Origin of the sequence: Bacillus sp. JJ664 (assembly GCF_036962205.1) — a bacterium.
GTDB lineage: Bacteria > Bacillota > Bacilli > Bacillales > Bacillaceae_G > Gottfriedia.
Window position 1 is genome coordinate 1 of sequence record NZ_JBALMS010000013.1, and the last position, 18,270, is coordinate 18,270.

Consider the following 18,270-nt stretch of genomic DNA (forward strand, 5'->3'; position numbering starts at 1 on the left):
TGGCTGATGTTTTTTTGTATTTTATAAAGTTAATAAACGGTGAATTAAAAAAGGGATTTTTTGTTCAGTTGACGTTAGAAATTGATTGATTAGGGGATAATCATCGGTAGAAAATGTTTGTAATAGCTCGCACCACCAATCAGTTTCGTATCTGCAAATCATGCTTAAATTATAAAGAAGCAAGTAATGGTAAAGTAATTCAGGTAAAATCATCAACGATTCCTTTTGAGTCTTTAAATGATAACTTTGATTAGATAAATTAAAATAAAAGGGTGCATTTCTAAGAAGTTTTTCATTATCAGTTGACTTGATTTTGATGTGTCTAGCATCTTGGGAAATAAGGTCAATATTTACTGTACTTTGCTTCGATTGAAGAAATGTTATAAAACGCTCTGCGGTAAAATGGTAGGAAGATAAAATTTGTTCGGGAACGACAATCGTATCATGATCAAAATCAACAGGAACAAATGCACTACCCTTTCTTGTCATTTTCAATAGAGTACTTAATTCAGGTATTGATTGAAGTAGTTGAAGCATCATAAACTTCTCACCGTCTAAATTTGTAATATTAAATAGTTCTTTTGCTGCATGAGTAAACAATCCATTTTTTTGTATTTTCACTTCATCTTCTAAAAAAGAGTATCCGGTTTTTTTAATTTTCCTAGATGTCACTCCGTGAGCTAAAATGGCAGTAGTACTGGGGTAGTTAGGATCCACGGTCAGGATACAAGCTTTAATTAATTGAACTAATCCGTAAAATAGTAATGTTGGTTTTACGTTTATTTGTGAATGTTGAGCAGCAAGAAAATAACTTTTCCCATGTTCAATATAATACAAAAAGGGATACGCATTATGAAATGCCTTTGATTTTTTATCTATAGAATGAAAGCGCTCATATTTTGTTTGTAAGTAACTTTTTGAATACTGAGCAGAGCTAAAGTAGCATAGTTCATCCCATACATTATTATATGGATATAGCATATGAGTGAGACTCCTTATTAACTGAATATTTAAACATAACTTGACTTCCTTGACAGTGTTATATCCTATTGTTAATCTACTAATAATATTTATACGCATATAGGGGGGCTTTTTTAATGTGGGAATCGAAATTCGTAAAAGAAGGACTTACATTTGATGATGTTTTATTAGTTCCAGCAAAATCTGAAGTACTTCCAAACCAAGTTGATGTAAGTGTAAGATTAACTGATAAAATCCAGTTAAACATACCTCTAATTAGTGCTGGTATGGACACTGTAACTGAAGCTGAGATGGCAATTGCCATGGCTAGACAAGGTGGATTAGGTATTATTCACAAAAATATGTCAATTGAAGAACAAGCTGAACAAGTAGATAAAGTTAAGCGTTCAGAGAGTGGTGTAATCAATGATCCATTTTTCCTTACACCGACTCATAAAGTAGCAGATGCAGAATATTTAATGGGAAAATATCGTATTTCAGGTGTACCGATTGTAGATGATACAGATAACAAAAAATTGGTTGGTATTCTTACAAATCGTGATCTTCGCTTTATTCAAGATTACTCAATAGTGATTTCTGATGTTATGACTAAGGAAAATTTAGTAACTGCTCCAGTAGGAACTACACTTGCAGAAGCTGAAAAAATTCTTCAAAAGCATAAAATCGAAAAGTTACCCCTAGTAGATGAAAATGGAATTTTAAAAGGTTTAATTACGATAAAAGATATTGAAAAGGTTATTGAGTTCCCTAACTCTGCAAAAGACCAACAAGGTCGCCTATTAGTAGGAGCAGCAGTAGGCGTAACAAAAGATGCCCTTCAACGAGTAGAATTTTTAGTAAAAGCTAGCGTTGACGTAGTAGTAATAGATACTGCACATGGTCATTCAAAAGGCGTTATTGAAAAAGTGCAAGAAATTAGAAGTAAATTTCCAGAGTTAGCTATTATCGCTGGAAATGTTGCAACTGCACAGGCAACAAAAGAGTTAATTGAAGCAGGTGCTGATATTGTTAAAGTTGGTATCGGGCCAGGTTCAATTTGTACAACTCGTGTAGTAGCTGGTGTTGGTGTACCTCAATTAACAGCAGTATATGATTGCGCATCTGTAGCTAAAGAATATGGTGTACCTATTATCGCTGATGGTGGTATTAAATATTCTGGAGATATCGTTAAAGCTTTAGCAGCTGGTGGACATGTTGTTATGTTAGGTAGCATGTTTGCAGGAGTTCAAGAAAGCCCAGGCGAAACAGAAATCTTCCAAGGAAGACAATTTAAAGTGTATCGTGGTATGGGTTCTGTAGGCGCTATGGAACGTGGAAGTAAAGATCGTTATTTCCAAGAAGGTAATAAAAAGTTAGTTCCAGAAGGTATTGAAGGACGTGTTGCTTACAAAGGTCCATTAGCTGACACAGTTCACCAATTAATAGGTGGTATTCGTGCAGGTATGGGATACTGTGGAACACCTACTTTAAGAGAATTAAGAGAAAATGCACAATTTATTAGAATGACTGGAGCTGGATTAAGAGAAAGTCATCCTCATGATGTTCATATCACGAAAGAGGCACCAAATTACTCTTCATGATTTCATTAGGCAATTACAAGAAATTGTAGTTGCCTATTTTTTGGGAAATAATTATGTTAAAATGTACAAAGATGAAAAAAATGAGTGGAGGTAAGAAAGTGATTGGAAAGAACATACTAAAAAAACTAGTTGTATTAACACTAGCATTTGCTTTAGTCATCCCTGTAAACTTACGACTAGTTGCTGCAGAAGATGTATTAGGAGTTAAGGCAGATGCGGCGATATTAGTAGATTCAAACTCTGGAAAAATATTATTCGAAAAAAATTCAAATACTCCTTTACCAATAGCGAGTATGACAAAAATGATGTCTGAATATCTTGTAATTGATGCCGTTCATGATGGGAAAATTTCATGGGATCAAAAAGTAACAGTATCAGAATATGCACATAAAATTTCACAAAACACTGGTTTATCTAATGTGCCATTAGAACTAGGTGGAAAATATACAGTTAAAGAATTATACGAAGCTGCAGCAATTTATTCTGCGAACGGCGCAACAATCGCATTAGCTGAATTAGTTGGCGGTTCAGAGAAAAATTTCGTTCAGCTTATGAATGACAAAGCAAAAGAATTAAAACTAGGTGAGGCTAAGTTTGTTAACGCAACTGGTCTCGTTAATAAAGATTTACAGGGTATGCACCCAGAAGGTACATCTCCTTCTGATGAGAATATTTTGAGTGCTAAAGGTGTGGCTAAATTAGCATACTATTTATTAAACGATTATCCTGAAGTACTTGAAACTTCATCAATCCCAAAAAAAATCTTCCAAGAAGGCAAGAAGTATCCTGTTAAAATGGAAAACTGGAACTGGATGTTACCAGGATTAGTTTTCGAATACCAAGGTATGGATGGTTTAAAAACAGGTTCAACTGATTCTGCTGGATTTTGTTTTACAGGTACGGCTGAAAGAGACGGTCAACGTTATATTTCTGTTGTTATGGGGGCAGATTCATACAATTCACGTTTCAGTGAAACAGCAAAATTAATGGATTATGGTTTCAGTAACTTCGAGAAAATTACATTAGTTGAAAAAGGCCAAGCTGTTAAAGGCAATAAAACAGTTAAAGTAATCAAAGGTAAAGAAAAAGAAGTAAGTGTTGTAGCGAAAGATTCACTTACATTAGCTGTAAAGCGTGGCGAAGGTAAAAATTATAAAGCAGAGATTAAATTATCTGGAAAAAATATAGATGAAGATGGTAATATTATTGCTCCAATTAAAAAGAACACGAAAGTAGGAGAAATAATCGTTAAATCTTCAAATAAAGATGATTTGGGCTTTATTACTACAAGTAGTGAAAAATCATTTGATTTAGTAGTAAATAAAGACGTAGAAAAAGCAAATTGGTTTGTATTAACATTTAGAGCAATTGGTTCTTTCTTTGGGAATTTATGGGGAAGTATCGTTGATGGCATTGGTGGATTATTTAAATAATTATAAAATACTGTATCTTCAATTGTTAAGTTGACCATTTTTCAGTAAAATGGGAATTAGGTAACTTTTCAATGGGAGAAAATCGTAAATAATTTTGTTACCTAGAATGTTCTAATAATGGAGGGGCAAGACAATGAATTTAACAGGAACAGATCGTGTAAAACGTGGCATGGCAGAAATGCAAAAAGGCGGCGTTATTATGGACGTAGTAAATGCTGAACAAGCTAAAATAGCAGAGGCAGCTGGTGCAGTTGCAGTTATGGCTTTAGAAAAAGTACCATCTGATATTCGTGCAGCTGGTGGAGTTGCTCGTATGGCTGATACAAGTATTACTGAAGAAATTTTAAACGCAGTAAGCATTCCTGTAATGGCTAAAGCGCGTATAGGACATATCGTAGAAGCTCGCGTTTTAGAAGCAATGGGAGTAGACTACATTGATGAGAGTGAAGTATTATCACCTGCTGATGATATCTTCCACATTAATAAATCTGATTACACAGTTCCATTCGTTTGTGGTTGCCGTAACCTAGGTGAAGCACTTCGTCGTATCGGTGAAGGTGCATCTATGCTTCGTACGAAAGGTGAGCCAGGTACAGGAAACATTGTTGAAGCAGTTCGTCACTTACGCCAAATTAACGGAGAAATCCGTAAAGTTGTTGGATTATCACTTGATGAATTAATGGTTGAAGCCAAAAACCTTGGCGCTCCATATGAATTATTACTTCAAATTAAAGAACTTGGCCGTTTACCAGTAGTTAACTTTGCAGCTGGTGGAGTAGCAACTCCTGCTGATGCAGCGTTAATGATGGAATTAGGCGCTGATGGAGTATTCGTAGGATCTGGTATCTTCAAATCAGAAAACCCTGAGAAATTTGCTAGTGCGATTGTACAAGCTACTACTCACTACCAAGATTATGAATTAATTGCAAACCTTTCTAAAAACTTAGGTCCAGCTATGAAAGGTATCGATATGAGACAACTTGCAGCTGCTGATCGTATGCAAGACCGTAGCATTTAAGTTGGTGACACGATGAAAATTGGTGTATTAGCTTTACAGGGAGCAGTTCAAGAACATATTAATGCAATTAAGGCATCAGGTGCCGAAGCGGTAATTGTGAAGCGTGTAGAGCATTTAGAAGGATTAAATGGGATTGTGTTACCAGGTGGAGAAAGTACTGCAATGCGTAAGTTACTTGACCACATTGGTTTACTACAACCATTAAAAGATAAAATTGAAAATGGTTTACCTGCATTTGGTACATGTGCTGGCATGATTTTGCTTTCAAAAGAAATTGCAAATGATGATACAGTACACCTAGGCGTAATGGATATGGTTTCAGAGCGTAATGCATTTGGTAGACAAGTCGATAGTTTTGAAGTAAATATTCCTATAAAAGGAGTATGTGAAGACTTCCCGGCGGTATTCATTAGAGCACCATTTATTCGTTCAGTATCTGGGGATGCGGAAGTAATAGCAGAGCATGATGGTAACATTGTTGCTGTTAAACAAAACCATATGTTGGCTGCATCGTTCCACCCAGAATTAACAAACGATTATCGCTTAATGAATTACTTTGTAAGCATGGTTAAAGAAAAAAATGCTAATTTAAGTATGTAGCTATTGAAAAATGTAAAAGCTTATAGTAAATTATAATAAAATTTAATTGTCTAAAGCGATGAAAGAAAATAGTAACAAGTTCTTAATTTCCAGAGAGTCGGTGGCTGGTGAAAACCGATAATGAAGTCTTGTGAATCCATTCTTGAGCGAGTTGTGGAATACTGATTTTAGTTAGTAAATAACTCCGGTTATATAGTCCGTTAAACTATACTAAGGTGGAAGGATTATTTATAATTCTTCAATTAGGGTGGCAACGCGGGTAGCTCTCGTCCCTTTATAGGGATGAGGGCTTTTTTGTATTCTTTTTTAACATCCTTTAGACAACTAAGAAAATAGGAGGAATGAAAATGTTAGACGTTAAGTTATTACGTAGCAATTTTGAAGATGTAAAAGCAAAATTAGAGTTACGTGGTGGAGATGTAAGCTATATTGAAAAATTTGAAGACTTGGATTTAAAGCGTAGAGAACTACTTGTTGAGGTTGAAGGATTAAAAAGTCGCCGTAATGAAGTTAGCCAAGAAATAAGTGTTTTAAAGCGTGAGAAAAAAGACGCTGAGGCTTTAATTGTTGAAATGCGTGAAGTTGGCGACAAAATTAAAGAACTAGATGAAGAAATTAGAGGGTTAGAAGAGCAACTGGATGCAATTCTATTTACAATTCCAAACCTAGTAAGTGATTCAGTTCCTGAAGGGTTAACTGAAGATGATAATGTAGAAATACGTAGAATCGGTGAAGTTCGTACTTTTGAATTTGAACCGAAGCCACACTGGGATTTAGGCGTAGATCTAGACATTCTAGATTTTGAGCGAGGTGCTAAAGTTACAGGTAGCCGTTTTACATTCTACAAAGGTCTAGGCGCAAAACTTGAGCGTGCTCTAATTAGCTTTATGTTAGATCTTCATACTGAAGAGCATGGTTATACAGAAATGTTACCTCCAAACCTTGTAAATCGTTCAAGTATGATTGGTACTGGTCAGCTTCCAAAATTTGAAGAAGATGCATTTCGTATTGAAAAAGAAGATTTCTTCTTAGTACCGACTGCGGAAGTACCAGTTACAAACTACCATCGTGACGAGATTTTAGACGGTTCTCAATTACCGATTGCATATACAGCTTATAGTGCATGCTTCCGTTCTGAAGCAGGATCTGCTGGACGTGATACAAGAGGTTTAATTCGTCAGCACCAGTTTAATAAAGTTGAACTTGTTCGTTTTGTTAAACCAGAAGAATCTTATATTGAATTAGAAAAATTAACAGCTCATGCGGAAAAAGTTCTTCAATTATTACAATTACCATACCGTGTTATCACATTGTGTGCTGGTGATATTGGTTTCTCTTCTGCAAAAACTTATGATATTGAAGTTTGGTTACCAAGCTATGATGCTTACAAAGAAATTTCTTCTTGTAGTAATTTTGAAGGTTTCCAAGCAAGACGTGCGAATATTCGATTCCGTCGTGAGCCGAAAGGAAAGCCAGAATTTGTTCATACATTAAATGGTTCTGGGCTGGCAATTGGTCGTACAGTATCTGCTATTTTAGAAAACTACCAACAAGCAGATGGTTCAGTTGTCATTCCTGAAATACTTCGTCCATACATGGGTGGAAAAGAAGTTATTAAATAAAAAATAAGCAGGTTGTCACGAGAATTAATTTTTCTGTGACAACCTGCATTTTTATTTATAATGTTTTAGTATTCATTTTAAATTGAGGGGTATTCCACATATCCAACCATTTTTTAATTGCAGAAATTAGTATGATCATACCAAGAACTAGCATGATGATTGAAAGAATTGCATTTAAAGTGCTGTATCCTGCAGCATCTGGATTTAGATAAACATTTTTAACCATCCAATATCCTGCATAGTTTACAGTGACAAATAAATACGCGAGTGGGACAAGACATGTTAACATATACCAACGTTTATCAGCAATTTTTAATATGACTGTCGCACCAATGATTAGGCCGATTGAAGCCATTAACTGGTTAGATACACCGAATAGTGCCCAAATTGACCCAATGTCTCCAGAAAATAAGAGGTATCCCCACATAAAACAAGCTAGGGCACTTGCAAATATTGATCCTGGAAGCCAATCGGTTTTCTTTAAAGGCTTATAATACTCTCCAAAGAAATCTTGAATTAAGTAACGTGCTACACGAGTTCCAGCATCAATTGCAGTTAAAATGAATACTGCTTCAAACATGATTACAAATTGGAAGAAGTATGATGCTAAATGGCTAAACCAAGGAATTGAGGTAAAGATATAAGACATACCAACTGCTAGTGTAACGGCTCCACCTGTACGACCTTCTAAATTTAATCCAATTTCTTTTGCAAGTTCAGGAAGATGAACGACATCCATACCCAACGTTTTAAACACTTCTGGAGTTGAGTTAATTGCAAAATAATCAGCCGGTTGAAGAGCTGTAGCAGCGATAAGTGCCATAATTCCAACTAAGCACTCAACAAGCATTGCGCCAAATCCTACGACTTTAATATCGCTCCATCGATCAAGCATTTTAGGAGTCGTACCTGATCCTACGAAAGCGTGAAAACCAGAAATCGCTCCACAAGCGATTGTAATAGATATGAAGGGCCATACTGGTCCTGCAAGGATTGGACCGCCACCACCAGTAAATTTTGTAAATGCTGGGAATTCAATAACTGGATTGATAATAAACACACCGATAATTAAAGCAATAAAGACACCGATTTTCATAAAACTACTCAAATAATCTCGTGGTGCAAGCAATAACCATACTGGTAATGCTGCAGCAAAAAATGCATAGACTGGTAGAATAATAGCTAAAGTTTTTGTATCAAATGTTAAAAATTCCCCAAGAGCAGTCTCTTGGATGGTTGGTCCCATAAATACACCAACCATTAATAAAATAAATCCTATTGTAGACGCTAGTTTTAAGTTACCTGTCTTTTTATATAGTAATCCAACGCCCATAGCAATTGGAATTGTAATACCTACAGCAAAGGTGCCCCAAGGATTGTTTTCTAGCGCATGAAGCACTACCATTGAAAGGCCGGCCATTGTAATCGTAATAATAAATAGCATTGCCAGGCCTGTACAAAAGCCAGCTACGGGACCTAATTCTTCTTTTGCTACTTCTGATAATGATTTACCTTTTTTACGCATAGAGGCAAATAACACAACCGCGTCATGTACTGCTCCACCAATAACTGCACCTATTAAGAGCCAAAGTAGGCCTGGAAGATAACCAAATTGTGCAGCTAAAATTGGTCCTACTAGTGGACCAGCGGCAGCAATCGCAGCAAAGTGATGACCGAAGGATACCCATTTATTTGTAGGTACATAATCCTTTCCATCATTCAACTCGTGGGCGGGCGTTGCTTTAGAGTCATCTAGCTTTAATACCTTTACCGTTATGAAAGTTCCATATAAACGATAGGCAATCATTAATATACACATGGAAGCAATAACAATTGTAACCGCATTCATTTTTATCAAGTCCTCCCCTGTTTTTATATCATTTATATTACTCTATGAAAATGCCAACATCTTCTTTTCAATATGAATTGCATAAATAACAGGACGAATTGCAAAATAGGGTATTTGAAATACAATCTAAAAATCAAAAAGCAGTTTTAGTTCCTTAGTATAAGTACGACTTACAGGAACTTTCTCGTTGTCACACATAATTAGATTATAGGTCGAATGAAACCAAGGTTGAATTTCAATAATCTGATCGATATTAACGATGTAGCTACGATGCACACGTATAAATGAAGTGTCTTGAAGCTTACGTTCTATACTTATTAATGGATCATTTACTTGATATGAACATTTTTCAGTCACAACGACTGTTTTACCATCAAGTGTATAAATATATAGAATTTCCTCAAATGTAACTAATAGTATTCGTTCATCTACAGTAATTGCGAGCTTATCTTGTTTTAAATGGCGTTTTTGTTTCTTCTGTAGCGATTCTTTTACATGAGGAGAAGCCAGCCTATTAATCTTTTCTACCGTTTTTAAAATTCTATCTTCATCATAGGGTTTTAATATGTAATCAATTGCCTGTAGTTCAAAAGCGTTCAAGGCATACTCATCAAAAGCTGTTGCAAACACAATGGCAGGTTGTTGATCTAAATTCTGTAATTTTTCAGCCAAATCTAACCCACTTTCATCAGCTAACTGAATATCTAAAAAGACTACATCAACCGGATTTGAATGAACTTCCTCCAATGCTCTTTCTATTGTATCGACTGAAGCTACGATATCTACTTCTTTACTTCTCTTTAATAGATAAGCTAGTTCGTCACGTGCTAATGGCTCATCATCGACTATTAATGCTTTTAACAAATATTATCCCTCCAAGTTCTCCTCGGATAGAGGTAGCGTTATATAAACTTTTGTCCCTAATCCAAGATCTGAGTCTATTTGAAAGTTCTCTTTTTGACCATAAATCTCTTCAATACGTTTCTTTATATTCCATAAGGCAGTGCCAGTTCCTTCTTTTGACTGTACTGTTTCATTACCAATTGTTTTTAGTAAAGCAGTCGGGATACCTTTACCATTGTCTTCAGTAAGAAGGATCATTTTTCCTTTATTCTTATAGGCACTGACAACTACATTTAGTTTTTTCTCTTTTGAAAATGCATGTCTAATTGAATTTTCTACAAGAGGTTGTAATGTGAAAGGAGGTATCATAGCATTACGCAAGCTTGGCTCAATGTCAAAATCGACAGTAAATTTATTAGGGAAACGGGTTTGCTCTAAGGTTAAATATGCTTCAACGTGCTCAAGTTCTTTTTCAAGTGGTACTAGTGTTTGTCTTGCTCCCTGTAAATTATTTCGGAAAAAGGTGCTTAAATGAATTAGTAATTTTCTAGCTTTATCAGAATCTGTTCGAATCAAACTAGAGATTGTGTTAATCGAATTAAATAAAAAATGTGGATGTACTTGTGCTTGTAAAGCTTTTATTTCTGCATCTTTTAATAGTCTTCTTTGTAACTCTACTTCAGCTAATTCTAATTGGGTTGAAAAAAGTTTACTTAATCCATCAGCCAGTTCTTGTTCAACTATATCGAGTTTACTTGGGTCTCGATAATATAATTTCAAGGACCCTACAGTTCTATTCGATGCTTTTAATGGCAGTACAATTGCTGCTTGTAATGGACAATTTTCATGAGAACACTGAATTTCTTCCCTACTATTTGCGATAAAAACGTCACCTTGCTCAAGGACTTTTTTAGTTAGTCTAGTAGATAGACTCTGTAATGGTTTGTGATGGTTAGAGCCAGCGCCGATATGCGCCAGGACTTGTTCGTGATCAGTAATTGAAATAGCATCTGCATTTGTAAGTCTGAAAATAATTCTTGAAACTTCAGCACTTGAGTGAGTCGTTAATCCCTGTCTAAAATGGGGGAGTGTTTGCTGGGCAATAAATAAAGCTCTATTTGTTTGCAGTGCCCTTGTTTTCTCCTCTTCCTGAAGTATATTTTGAATGATTAATATGAAGATGAATGTTCCGAATCCGTTAATGGCAATCATAGGAAAAGCAATTAATTGTACTAAGTGCAAGGCTGCATCGAAAGGATTTGCGACAAGTAGAATAATTCCCATTTGAATGCACTCCATTAAAATACCGATAATGACAGCCCTTAATAAGGAGTTATTTTTTTGAATACCATATTTTTTTCCTAGAAATCCTGTTATAATTCCGGCCAATATTGTAGAAAAAGCACATGCAAAGGCTGTGAAACCACCAAGGGTTAATCTATGGAGACCCGCAATTAGTCCAACGCCAAATCCGACAAATGGACCACCAAGTAAACCGCCAATCGCAACACCCATAATTCGTGTGTTTGCAATTGCATTATGACTATCTACATTAAAATGCCAAGTTTGAGACATAATGGAATCTTGATAAATATGTACGCCTGTATAATTACTAACAATGCCGAATGCGCCGAAGATCAGAATTAACAAAAATTTTCCTTTTACGGAATGCTCATTCTGAATAACTTGGCGAAAAGATTTCATTCTAGAAAGTAATAGCGCTAGTATGACTAAAATTCCAACGCGTTCTAACATTAAAGGTAGTAACTCTAACAAATCTTTTCTCCTCCTACAAGAATTTTTGACATAAATAAATTGATATTTCTATTATAAGTAATGGATTTTTCTATGTATATTTAAATAACTCTTAGTTAAAATATAAGAGTAAACAAGGCTCTTTTTTTACATTACGAACTGTGAATAGATTAAAGGGTGAAAAGAAAAAACATTATAATTTTTTTGAGGAAAATGCTTGACCATGTATTTTCAGTATGATATTATAAATCTTGTCAAAACGGAGTAATACCCAAGTCTGGCTGAAGGGATCGGTCTTGAAAACCGACAGGGGTGTAACAGCCCGCGGGGGTTCGAATCCCTCTTACTCCTCCATTTTTGATTTTTAACGGAGCGCATACATATATCGGAGATTGTCAACTCGTTACTTATGGTAACGAGTTTTTTGTTGTTTAAAAATGGAGAAATTTAAAAAGCTGTTTACTCATTGGGTATAGAGTAAACAGCTTTACTATTTCTTATCTAGATTTGATATATTTTTGAGAATGATTTAACACATTACCAATTTTCTTGATAATTTCTTCTACAGATGTTTCGTCTTTAATTAGGTCATATTCTCTAATGCTTAAACGAAGTACTGGGCAAGCATTAAAGTTATTGATCCAGTTTTCATAACGAGAGTTCATTTCCTTCCAATAATCGATTGGAGTTTGTTGTTCCATTGGACGTCCACGTTCTTTAATACGCTCGACTACTTCGTCAAATGTTCCCTCTAAATAGATTAATAAGTCTGGTGTTGGAAAATATGGAGACATAACCATTGCATCAAATAAGCTAGTATATGTTTCGTAATCAACTTCGCTCATTGTACCTTTTTCATAATGCATTTTCGCAAAGATTCCAGTGTCTTCGTAAATTGAACGATCTTGGATAAATCCTCCACCGTATTCGAACATTCTTTTTTGCTCTTTAAAACGTTCTGCTAAGAAGTAAATTTGTAAATGGAAACTCCATCTAGAAAAATCTTGATAGAATTTATCTAGATATGGATTCGTATCAACTTTTTCAAATGATGTACGAAAGTTTAATGCATTCGCTAAAGCATTAGTCATAGTAGATTTACCTACCCCAACTGTTCCGGCAATTGTGATCACTGCGTCATTTCGTATTCCGTATTTTTCGCGCAAATTCATATGCTTCTTAGCTCCTTTTGTAAGGTGTTTTCTAATGTATCAAGGATCATCGTCAAATCTCTTGGATTATTTACGAAGTCAATTTGATCTCCATCGAATCTTAGTACTGGAATATCAGGGTGTTTTAACTGAAATTCTTTCATGTGTAACTCGTAATCCTCTATTAATTGTATAAGGTATTGGTCTTCAATTAAATTTTCAAATTCTCTGCCTCGGAGCTCAATTCTCTTTTGAAGTGTTTCAAGGCTAGCTGTTAAATAGATAATTACGTTGGGTTTTGGCATATCTTCTGTTAAAATCTGATATATTTTTAAGTATTTATCGTGCTGTTGATCTTTTAACGTCCTGCTTGCAAAGATTAAATTCTTAAGGATGTGGTAGTCTGCAACTACTGGTATCGATTTTTTAAGAAACATTTTATCAATATCTTCTAATTGTTTAAATCGGTTGCATAGGAAAAACATTTCCGTTTGGAAACTCCACTCTTCAATGTCTGTGTAAAACTTACCTAAAAATGGATTTTCATCTACTATTTCTTTCAATAATTCATAATGAAAGTGCTCAGAGATCGCTTTGGATAGAGATGTTTTTCCGACACCTATAGGTCCTTCTACTGTAATAAAAGGTACATGTATCATCTCTTGTCCTCCTTACTAGTCAATTTCCGTATCATACGCTTAAACATACAGAAACTATTTTAACATACTGCGGACAGGTGGAATACAATTTTAAAAAATTTCCAATTTTATTGTTCTAATTTTTAAATAATTCATTTATGACTGATTCTATTTCCTGAGAAAGAATCAATTTTGCATTTAATATATCCTTCATCATATAGACCGCAACTTTCTCATCGTAATCAGTAATAGAGGAAATTGCATCGTAAGGTATAATTAAGTTATAATCTCGCATAAATGCGTCGTTAGCAGTAAAAAGTACGCAGCGATTACCGGCGACTCCAAGAATGATTAAATGAGTCACTTCTTGTTTTTTTAATTCATGATCTAGTTCTGTTTGATAAAAGCCTGAATAATTTGGTTTGAAAATGCATAATTCGTGTCTCTTTGGTTTAATTTCTTGGATAATGTTATAACTTAATGGGTTCGTACAGTGTTTTAAAACTTTTTCAGCAGAAGGATTATTTAATTTATAATGATCGTTTACATATATAATGGGAAAATCTCTTTTTATAAATAAATCCCTTAACAAATTGATATTTGGAATCATATTTTCTGTTTTTTCTGCGAGTAAACAACCATGCTTAAATGAAAATGAGTTGATTAAATCAACCATTAATAATGCAGGTTTTGGATTTTTTTTATCACTGGAAGAATTCACTCAAAATCACTCCATTCTACAGTTTAGTTTATCTACTCATATAAAGAATATTTGTAAGTAATAGAAATAAAGAGGTGTAAAATTTGAATAAAGACGAGATTTTTATGAAAATGGCGATAGAGGAAGCTTTGAAAGCTGAAGAGCTGGGTGAAGTTCCAATTGGAGCCATTATCGTTTATAAAGATGAAGTAATTGCACGAGGATATAATCTAAGAGAAACTAAGCAAACTGCATTAGGACACGCTGAAGTCATTGCAATTGAAGAAGCTTGTAAAGTAATTGAATCATGGAGGCTTGAGGGAACAACATTATATGTAACGTTAGAACCATGTCCAATGTGTGCAGGGGCAATCATTCAATCGAGAATTCCTCGGGTGGTTTACGGTGCAAAAGATCCTAAAGCTGGTTGCGGCGGTTCGATATATAATTTACTACAAGAGGAGCAGTTTAATCATCGATGCGATGTGGAAACTGGTATATTAGAGGAAGAATGTGGCAGATTATTAACAAACTTCTTTAGAGCATTAAGGTTGAGGAAGAAAAAATTACCTAACGAGGACAAGCATTGATTTTTTACTTAGGTTCGTATATACTTTAAATACCGCTTCTAATGGCGGGATAATTTAGGTTGTAACTTTGCCGTGCTAGGTGGGGAGGTAGCGGTGCCCTGTACTCGCAATCCGCTCTAGCGAGACTGAATTCCACACCGAGGTGTACCTACTTTAGGGCCTGCCTTAAATAAGTGGTGTTGACGTCTGGGTCCNNCTACGCAACGAGAACTCACGAACCTTGTCAGGTCCGGAAGGAAGCAGCAATAAGTGAGCCATCTCGTGTGCCGTAGGGGTGCCTGGGCCGAGCTAACTGTTTAAGTAACGCCTGGGGTAGTGCATCGAAGTGTGGTGCACGGCAGTAACTTTATAAAAACTCACTCATAAATTTGAGTGAGTTTTTTTGTTTTCTTTAAAAAATTTTCCAAGAAATCACTACATAGGGTATAATAATGGTGACTTTGTAAGAAGGAGGAAATAAATTGACATACCAAGCATTATATCGTTTGTGGAGACCACAGCAATTTAAAGACGTTGTAGGTCAAAACCATATTATACGAACGTTACAAAACTCCCTTCTTCAGCAAAAGGTTTCCCATGCATACTTGTTTACTGGCCCAAGAGGGACAGGTAAAACAAGTACGGCGAAAATTTTTGCAAAAGCTTTAAATTGCGAAAACGCACCAACTAATGAGCCGTGTAATGAATGTTCAGTATGTAAAGGTATTACTGATGGTTCAATTTCTGATGTAATTGAAATCGATGCCGCTTCTAATAACGGTGTAGATGAGATCCGCGACATTCGTGAAAAAGTTAAATATGCTCCTTCCGTAGGTAAGTACAAAGTGTACATAATAGATGAAGTTCATATGCTTTCTATAGGAGCATTCAATGCGTTATTAAAAACATTAGAAGAGCCACCAGGGCATGTAATTTTTATATTAGCCACAACAGAACCTCATAAAATACCGTTAACCATCCTTTCAAGATGTCAGCGCTTTGATTTTCATAAGATTAGTGCTCAAACAATTTCTGAACGATTAATGGTTGTCTTAAACCATCAGCAAACCGAAATTGATCCTGAGGCTTTGATGATGTTATCAAGAGCGGCAGAAGGTGGTATGAGGGATGCACTGAGTATACTTGATCAAGCAATTTCGTATAGTGATCAGTTGATTACCTTAAACGATGTATTATCTGTTACTGGAACTGTTGCTCAAGAAAGTTTAATTTCTGTTGTATCTTCTATTAAAGATGGAAATGTCTCAGCTTGTTTAACGAAAATTGAGGAACTATTGAACCAAGGGAAAGACCCAGTTCGTTTCATTGAAGATTTAACAGTCTACTTTAGAGATGTTCTATTATATAGACATTCACCTAGTACTGTAGAGTTACTCGAAAGAGCTACTGTGAATGATCGCTTTAAGGAAATAACAGAGGCATATGAAGATGATTTAATTTATCAAATTATTGCTTCATTAAGTAAAAGTCAACAAGAAATGAAATGGACGAATCATCCAAGGGTTCTACTTGAGGTAGCGATCGTTCAACTATGCCAAAAAGCATCTGTAAGTAATGTAGGTAAAAAATCAGAAGAATTAACTGCTTTACTGAATAAAATAAACCATCTTGAAAAAGAAATTAACCATTTAAAAGAAAATGGTATAGCAATTAGTACAGCAAATAATGAAACTGCTTCAAATACGAAATCTAGATCAACGGCAACTCGCTCGAAAGTGCCAAATAGTATGATACAAAGTGTCTTGCGTGCGGCTACCAAACCAGAGAAAAATAAAGTATTGGCAGCATGGCCGACATTACAGGACCAGTTACGATATCAAAATAAAGTATCTACTGCCACATTGGTTTCTTATGGTGAAGTTGTTGCAGCTTCTTCTGAGCAATGTATTGTTGCTTTTAAATCAGAAACAATTTGTGATTTAATTAATAATAATGGAGAACAAGAGCATCTTACGACTATTAATCAAACCCTATCTACATTATTAGGTTCAGAAATGACTATGTTAGCAATACCCGAAGAAGATTGGAAATCTACTAGGGATTCATATTTAAATCAAACAAAACAACAAGAAACCACTAATGAAGTTTCACCAATAGTACAAGAAGCAATTAATCTTGTCGGTGAGGATTTAGTCATAATAAAAGAATAAATATATTGGAGGAATAAATAATGATGCGTGGCGGAATGGGTAATATGAATAACATGATGAAACAAGTACAAAAAATGCAAAAGCAAATGGAAGAAGCACAAGCTGAATTAAATGTACGTACTTTCGTTGGAACAGCTGGCGGTGGAATGGTAACAGTTACAGCTAATGGATTAAAAGAAATCGTTGAAGTAAATATTAAAGAAGAAGTAGTTGATCCAGAAGATATCGAAATGCTTCAAGACTTAGTGTTAACTGCAACTAACGATGCACTTAAACAAATTGAAGTTGAAACATCTAAAACAATGGGTCAATTTACAAAAGGAATGAATATTCCGGGTCTATTTTAGGGGATTAGAGTATGCATTATCCTGAACCTATATCGAAATTAATAGATAGTTTTATGAAATTGCCGGGGGTTGGCCCCAAAACGGCTGTTCGCCTGGCGTTTTTCATGTTAGAAATGAAACAAGATGATGTATTAGATTTCGCAAAGTCAATGATTGATGCAAAAAGAAAACTTTTGTATTGTTCAGAATGCGGCCATATAACTGATAATGATCCTTGTTATATTTGTAGCGATCAACAGAGAGACCGAACAACGATTTGTGTTGTTCAAGATACAAAAGATGTAATCGCTATGGAAAAAATGAGAGAGTATGTAGGGTTATATCATGTACTTCACGGAGCAATATCTCCGATGGAAGGTGTTGGACCTGAAGATATTAAAATTATGGAGCTATTAAATAGGCTGAAAGATGACGAAGTACAAGAGATCATTCTTGCAACGAACCCGAATATTGAGGGTGAAGCAACAGCAATGTATATCTCGAGATTGTTAAAATCAACCGGTATCAAAATTACACGTATTGCACACGGTCTACCTGTAGGTGGAGATTTGGAATATGCAGATGAAGTAACATTGTCTAAAGCCCTTGAGGGTAGAAGAGAAATCTAGAAATTGATTGATGGAGAGAGACCATGGTTTTTTTTCGAAAAAAAGGAAAGCTCCGCAAAGAGTTTGACGAGAAACTTGTAGAAAGATTACTTGACTATAAAGATATATATTTGAATCAAGTTGAGTTAGTCGATAGAAGTGTTGATCCACCAGAGGATTTGTTAATCCATGTCAAATTATCACAAGTTAAATATTTCTTCTTATTGAAAGAAGCAAAGGCACGTAATGTGCTAATTACGAAAATGAAGTAACGAATAATTGATTTATTGAGTACGCAATAAACTCTTTTCTAATTGTTTTAGGTATTTAATACAAACTCCCCTCATACAATCTTAGTACAAGGTGTACAAGTTATATGAGGGGAGTTTTTGTATTGAATAGTGTAATTATGATTTCGGTAGTTTT

Annotated in this window: 17 protein-coding genes, 1 tRNA gene, 1 other RNA gene and 1 other annotated feature; of the genes, 12 read left to right on the forward strand and 7 right to left on the reverse strand. The window is 35.1% G+C overall.

Going from position 1 to position 18,270, the window contains the following annotated elements; genetic code table 11:
• Positions 1 to 21: 21 nt before the first annotated feature.
• Positions 22 to 981 carry a YaaC family protein gene (locus V7056_RS02200; protein ID WP_499698869.1) on the reverse strand — a complete coding sequence of 320 codons (960 nt, stop codon included), beginning with the start codon at positions 979 to 981 and terminating at the stop codon, positions 22 to 24.
• A gap of 116 nt (positions 982 to 1,097) precedes the next feature.
• Between V7056_RS02200 and guaB the strand changes: the two genes are divergently transcribed.
• The 5 genes from guaB to serS all read left to right on the forward strand — a co-directional run bounded on the left by guaB (position 1,098) and on the right by serS (position 7,234).
• Entirely contained in the window at positions 1,098 to 2,561 is a 1,464-nt protein-coding gene (gene guaB / locus V7056_RS02205) for an IMP dehydrogenase (protein WP_499698871.1), read from the forward strand.
• A gap of 80 nt (positions 2,562 to 2,641) precedes the next feature.
• Positions 2,642 to 3,994, forward strand: coding sequence for a serine hydrolase (locus V7056_RS02210; RefSeq protein WP_499698898.1), 1,353 nt, complete (start codon positions 2,642 to 2,644; stop codon positions 3,992 to 3,994).
• 133 nt (positions 3,995 to 4,127) lie between these two features.
• Positions 4,128 to 5,012 (forward strand): pyridoxal 5'-phosphate synthase lyase subunit PdxS, encoded by an 885-nt coding sequence (gene pdxS / locus V7056_RS02215; RefSeq protein WP_088004258.1) that lies wholly within the window; start codon positions 4,128 to 4,130, stop codon positions 5,010 to 5,012.
• A 12-nt stretch (positions 5,013 to 5,024) separates the two neighbouring features.
• Positions 5,025 to 5,612, forward strand: a complete 588-nt coding sequence (pdxT, locus tag V7056_RS02220) for a pyridoxal 5'-phosphate synthase glutaminase subunit PdxT (RefSeq protein ID WP_499698874.1) — start codon at positions 5,025 to 5,027, stop codon at positions 5,610 to 5,612.
• Between the two features lie 49 nt (positions 5,613 to 5,661).
• Positions 5,662 to 5,889: a binding site (T-box leader), on the forward strand.
• 70 nt (positions 5,890 to 5,959) lie between these two features.
• A complete protein-coding gene (serS, locus tag V7056_RS02225; protein WP_499698876.1) occupies positions 5,960 to 7,234 on the forward strand; it encodes a serine--tRNA ligase in 1,275 nt (424 codons plus the stop codon).
• A gap of 55 nt (positions 7,235 to 7,289) precedes the next feature.
• Here serS and cstA read toward each other — a convergent pair whose 3' ends face one another.
• The 3 genes from cstA to V7056_RS02240 all read right to left on the reverse strand — a co-directional run bounded on the left by cstA (position 7,290) and on the right by V7056_RS02240 (position 11,702).
• Positions 7,290 to 9,083, reverse strand: a complete 1,794-nt coding sequence (gene cstA / locus V7056_RS02230) for a carbon starvation protein CstA (RefSeq protein WP_499698878.1) — start codon at positions 9,081 to 9,083, stop codon at positions 7,290 to 7,292.
• A gap of 126 nt (positions 9,084 to 9,209) precedes the next feature.
• On the reverse strand, positions 9,210 to 9,947 hold the full coding sequence (locus V7056_RS02235; RefSeq protein WP_499698880.1) for a LytR/AlgR family response regulator transcription factor: 738 nt from the start codon (positions 9,945 to 9,947) through the stop codon (positions 9,210 to 9,212).
• A gap of 3 nt (positions 9,948 to 9,950) precedes the next feature.
• On the reverse strand, positions 9,951 to 11,702 hold the full coding sequence (locus tag V7056_RS02240; RefSeq protein ID WP_499698882.1) for a LytS/YhcK type 5TM receptor domain-containing protein: 1,752 nt from the start codon (positions 11,700 to 11,702) through the stop codon (positions 9,951 to 9,953).
• Positions 11,703 to 11,942: 240 nt separating this feature from the next.
• On the opposite strand from V7056_RS02240, the gene V7056_RS02245 reads away from it, so the two are divergent.
• Positions 11,943 to 12,035: transfer RNA gene (locus tag V7056_RS02245), tRNA-Ser, on the forward strand.
• Between the two features lie 143 nt (positions 12,036 to 12,178).
• On the opposite strand, the gene V7056_RS02250 is transcribed toward V7056_RS02245, so the two are convergent.
• The 3 genes from V7056_RS02250 to V7056_RS02260 all read right to left on the reverse strand — a co-directional run bounded on the left by V7056_RS02250 (position 12,179) and on the right by V7056_RS02260 (position 14,191).
• Positions 12,179 to 12,853 (reverse strand): deoxynucleoside kinase, encoded by a 675-nt coding sequence (locus V7056_RS02250; protein ID WP_499698884.1) that lies wholly within the window; start codon positions 12,851 to 12,853, stop codon positions 12,179 to 12,181.
• A complete protein-coding gene (locus tag V7056_RS02255) occupies positions 12,850 to 13,491 on the reverse strand; it encodes a deoxynucleoside kinase (protein ID WP_499698886.1) in 642 nt (213 codons plus the stop codon). The genes V7056_RS02250 and V7056_RS02255 overlap by 4 nt, the downstream gene beginning before the upstream one ends.
• A gap of 115 nt (positions 13,492 to 13,606) precedes the next feature.
• Positions 13,607 to 14,191 (reverse strand): cysteine hydrolase family protein, encoded by a 585-nt coding sequence (locus V7056_RS02260; protein ID WP_499698888.1) that lies wholly within the window; start codon positions 14,189 to 14,191, stop codon positions 13,607 to 13,609.
• A gap of 83 nt (positions 14,192 to 14,274) precedes the next feature.
• Here V7056_RS02260 and tadA point away from each other — a divergent pair, with 83 nt between their 5' ends.
• From tadA to V7056_RS02290, 6 genes are all read left to right on the forward strand, one after another.
• Positions 14,275 to 14,760: a tRNA adenosine(34) deaminase TadA gene (gene tadA / locus V7056_RS02265; RefSeq protein ID WP_499698890.1), complete on the forward strand. Its 486-nt coding sequence runs from the start codon at positions 14,275 to 14,277 to the stop codon at positions 14,758 to 14,760.
• A gap of 70 nt (positions 14,761 to 14,830) precedes the next feature.
• Positions 14,831 to 15,098, forward strand: an RNA gene (ffs, locus tag V7056_RS02270) — signal recognition particle sRNA large type.
• A gap of 123 nt (positions 15,099 to 15,221) precedes the next feature.
• Complete coding sequence (gene dnaX / locus V7056_RS02275) at positions 15,222 to 16,910, forward strand: DNA polymerase III subunit gamma/tau (protein ID WP_499698892.1); 1,689 nt, start codon at positions 15,222 to 15,224, stop codon at positions 16,908 to 16,910.
• 20 nt (positions 16,911 to 16,930) lie between these two features.
• The gene (locus V7056_RS02280; RefSeq protein WP_499698894.1) at positions 16,931 to 17,257 is read left to right on the forward strand and encodes a YbaB/EbfC family nucleoid-associated protein; all 327 of its coding nucleotides are present in this window, start codon (positions 16,931 to 16,933) and stop codon (positions 17,255 to 17,257) included.
• 11 nt (positions 17,258 to 17,268) lie between these two features.
• A complete protein-coding gene (recR, locus tag V7056_RS02285; protein ID WP_499698896.1) occupies positions 17,269 to 17,865 on the forward strand; it encodes a recombination mediator RecR in 597 nt (198 codons plus the stop codon).
• Between the two features lie 23 nt (positions 17,866 to 17,888).
• Positions 17,889 to 18,116, forward strand: a complete 228-nt coding sequence (locus tag V7056_RS02290) for a YaaL family protein (RefSeq protein ID WP_088004286.1) — start codon at positions 17,889 to 17,891, stop codon at positions 18,114 to 18,116.
• Positions 18,117 to 18,270: the final 154 nt, after the last annotated feature.